Origin of the sequence: Lacticaseibacillus saniviri JCM 17471 = DSM 24301, from assembly GCF_001311785.1 — a bacterium.
Taxonomy (GTDB): Bacteria; Bacillota; Bacilli; order Lactobacillales; family Lactobacillaceae; genus Lacticaseibacillus; species Lacticaseibacillus saniviri.
In genome coordinates this window covers 1-3616 of record NZ_BBBX01000043.1, presented here as the reverse complement: position 1 = coordinate 3616, position 3616 = coordinate 1, and the positions used below count along the sequence as shown (strand labels likewise).

4 protein-coding genes and 1 pseudogene are annotated in these 3616 nt (G+C 43.9%); 2 read left to right on the top strand and 3 right to left on the bottom strand.

Annotated features, from left to right (window positions below; genetic code table 11):
* Window positions 1–125 precede the first annotated feature (125 nt).
* A complete protein-coding gene (locus JCM17471_RS12910; protein WP_003587210.1) occupies window positions 126–593 on the top strand; it encodes a Dps family protein in 468 nt (155 codons plus the stop codon).
* A 141-nt stretch (window positions 594–734) separates the two neighbouring features.
* Here JCM17471_RS12910 and JCM17471_RS12905 read toward each other — a convergent pair.
* Window positions 735–1323, bottom strand: a pseudogene (locus JCM17471_RS12905) (IS5 family transposase).
* 91 nt (window positions 1324–1414) lie between these two features.
* Window positions 1415–1906 carry a Crp/Fnr family transcriptional regulator gene (locus JCM17471_RS12900; RefSeq protein ID WP_263849517.1) on the bottom strand — a complete coding sequence of 164 codons (492 nt, stop codon included), beginning with the start codon at window positions 1904–1906 and terminating at the stop codon, window positions 1415–1417.
* 235 nt (window positions 1907–2141) lie between these two features.
* Between JCM17471_RS12900 and JCM17471_RS12895 the strand changes: the two genes are divergently transcribed.
* Complete coding sequence (locus tag JCM17471_RS12895) at window positions 2142–2702, top strand: hypothetical protein (RefSeq protein ID WP_016374492.1); 561 nt, start codon at window positions 2142–2144, stop codon at window positions 2700–2702.
* Between the two features lie 231 nt (window positions 2703–2933).
* On the opposite strand, the gene JCM17471_RS12890 is transcribed toward JCM17471_RS12895, so the two are convergent.
* The gene (locus JCM17471_RS12890) at window positions 2934–3404 is read right to left on the bottom strand and encodes a hypothetical protein (RefSeq protein WP_054778150.1); all 471 of its coding nucleotides are present in this window, start codon (window positions 3402–3404) and stop codon (window positions 2934–2936) included.
* Between the last annotated feature and the right edge of the window lie 212 nt (window positions 3405–3616).

The following is a 3616-nucleotide window of genomic DNA, read 5'->3' as shown; positions in this document are numbered from 1 at the left end:
CGTCTCCATCTTTTCAAAAACGACTTAATTCTACGGGCTATAAATAACTTAATTTGCCAGTGTATAACGTTTCAGATTAAGCTACCACTATGCTACAATAACCATATCGAAAGGAGATCAATCTAATGAAATATACGAAAACCAAAGCAGTATTAAATCAACTCGTTGCCGATTTGAGCCAGATGTCAATGATTATCCATCAGACGCATTGGTACATGCGTGGACCCAACTTTTTGAAGTTGCACCCCTTGATGGATGAGTTCATGGAAGAAATTGACAGCCAACTCGATGTCATTTCTGAACGGCTGATTGCGCTTGATGGCAGTCCTTACTCGACCTTAAAAGAAATGGCCGAAAACACTAAGATTCAAGACTGGCCTGGTGAATGGGACAAAACAACCCCAGAACGCCTCGCACACTTAGTTGATGGCTATCGTTACTTGGAAGACCTTTACCAACACGGCATTGAAGTATCCGATGTTGAAAAAGACTTCAGTACCCAAGATATTTTCATTGGTCTCAAAACCGCAATTGAGAAGAAAATCTGGATGATTCAGGCAGAGCTTGGGTCGGCGCCAGAAATTGATGAATAAAATAATATTAAAAAATCGGTAGGCTTATGGTAGATTGTAAAATTAATCCGAACGCCCATTTGGATATTGGACAGCCCTAGTTCACAAAAGGTTTCGATTTTAATTCGTTCGGAATAGGTTATACTAGGGTCCGTCTGAAAACTACTTAAGTAAGATGCAAATTGAGGCAATGTAGACCGTAGCCAGATAAACACGAGCGAGCTTATCATAACGCGTTGCAATCCTACGAAAGTTCTTCAACTGATTGAAGAAGTTCTCAATCAAATGGCGCTCACAATAAACGTGGTAATCACAGGTCCACTTGTCTTTGGTATTTTCCTTTGGCGGAATGGTATAGACGCCTGCTTTATCTTCAATATACTGGCGAAGTTTCGCGGTGCCATAGGCTTTATCCGCGATAATATTTGATTGAGAAATATCGAAGCCTTCCAGCAACTCACTGGCAACTTGGCTATCATGTACTTGACCACCTGTTAGGCGAAAACCCAAGGGATTCCCTAATCCGTTAACGAGTGCGTGAATCTTGGTCGTTCGGCCACCTCGACTTAGTCCAATAGCTTGATTTTCGACCATACATTCGGCGTTTTGCGCTGCGCATGAGCCAGAGGATAGCGTTGAGGGCGGTACGGTTGTCTAGGCTTGATGGACGGCCAGTCCGGTATGGCGGGAAGTATCCTTTGATTCGGTCCCACTGAGCATCTTCCAGTTCGTATCGTTTAGGTGTTGTCATCGGAATGTCTCGATTCGTTTTTCCTCAGATTATACCTGAATTTTTAGTTTTCAGACAGTCCCTAGAAAAATGCGTAGTTAACCGCATTTTTCTAGCACATCGTAATCTGCCGGTTATTCACAATAATTTTACCTTCCAAAGCTAACTGCTTAAATTGACGGCTGAACGTCTCCGGCGTAATTCCCAAAATATTGGCGAGTTCCTTCTTTTTAAGTGGTAATTCAAAGACGACTTGTCCGGATTCCACCGCGACATCCCGCAAATAAGCCATCAGACGGTCCTTTGCATCCAATAGATCACGGCGCATCTGATTTTTCTCGACTTCAATCAATTGGTTGCCAAAATTGTTGATCATCGCTAACGATAAATTCGCTGATTCTCCGAGTAACTGCTGAAAATCAGCGTATTGAATGGAACAAACCCACGCATCACTAGTCGCTTGGATGTAGCCCTGATTTTCATGCGGTGCAAATAACCAGCGCTGACCGACCACATCACCAGTATGTAGTAAGTCAATAATTTTCTCCTTGCCATTATCAGCTAACGCATAGACTTTGGCCGTCCCCTCGTCCAAAATCAGCATCCCTTCTTGGTGGTCCAGCGGTTGTCGGATCAGTTGACCCTTTTGAAAAAACTTGCGATGGTGCGTCACTGTAATCAATTTAGTTTAATTGTCGGTGACAGCGGCGCGAAAAGTGGCGAGCGACTGATACAATCCATTTTGGGTGCATAAATTTTCCTTTCTTGACATATATCAATTTTAATAAGTTTAGAATAGCATATAATGGACTTATGATGAAGAATTGGAGGAATCATTCATGACTAAAAAATACGTTGCTAACATCGTACCACTAAACGCAGAAGGCATTGGAACGGCACCCCATGGAACTGCCACCTTTGTTGAAGACGGTGACCAATTACACGTGGCGATTGAAATGTTTGATACACCTGCAAATACGCAACACTGGGAACATTTCCACGGTTTTCCAGATGGTAAGGCGGCCCAAATTGCCACGATGGCGCAGGATGCCAATCATGACGGATTTGTCGACTTGCCAGAAACTGAACCAGTCTCAGGGACAACGATGGTGCCATTTGACAACGCCCCACATCACATGGACGTGCCGAATGATAACTACCCAGTCGCTGACGCCCAAGGCCACTTTGCCTACGAAATCGATGTGCCATTAGCTGATTTGCAAGCGAAGTTCAAAGAAGTCTTTGGTACCGATGACTTGGAACTCGACAAACGGGTCATCTACATTCACGGCGTACCACAAGACTTGGCTTTACCAGCCACCGTTGCTGGTGAAGTTGGCGCCTACGATGCACACGTCACCTTACCAATTGCGGTTGGGAAGATTGAAGTCGCAGACTAACCTAAAATTGAAGTAAGCTAAAACATAACGACCGGATGAGCCTATCACATGACAGGTTCATCCGGTCGTTATGTTTATTTCTTTAGACTATCGACGGAAGCCTTGAAAACGCGAAATCGATTGACGATTATGGTTCCGACTGGCGAAGCACGTCCGTTAATTGTTGCCGAAAAATTGGCGTCCAGATATTCCGATAACCTAATCGGGTTGGATGAGCGTCGTCGACCATTGCTAGTGGTTGGGCGCGATTTTCAGCTTTGACCACTGGATCTTGCCAGAGGTCAATAATCGTGAAGTGCCACTTTTTTGTAAGACTTTCAATTGCTGCACTAATTTACCATAATTCGCATCGTGTTTTCGCACACAAGTGAAGAACACGATTGGCACCGCCCAATGCTGTTGAACATAGGCCACGATTGTTTCAATCGCTCCGAGCGTCGTCGTTTCGTCAAAGCCGTGGCGCTGTTGTGCACCCGTAACTTGCCCCATAGCCTTGTCATGCCGCCCATCATTGGTTGAAAGTTGGCAGACAAAAGCGTCCAATGGTTGGGTCACTGGAATCCGATGATAGAGCCGATGCACATAGCTATCTGGTGCGTTACCTGCTAAAGTGGTGCCGGTGGCGTAAAGTTCTGCAATTCTACCGCGTTCCATTTGAGACAAATGATGACCTGGTTGACGACGTGTGATATGTTCATGCATCAGGACAATACCTCTTTCATTGTTTGTGTTGGAACTTCAATGATACAGGATATCTGTTCTTGATGTTTTTTATTGTCCCAAATTTGTAATAAAAGTGGCTAACTTGATTTTAAAACGCGCGTTCCATATATCTGTTATTTCACTCCTATTTAAATTTTTTCTTCACTGCCCTGCTTATTTAATGAGAAATTTATCTATACACACTGAATTTA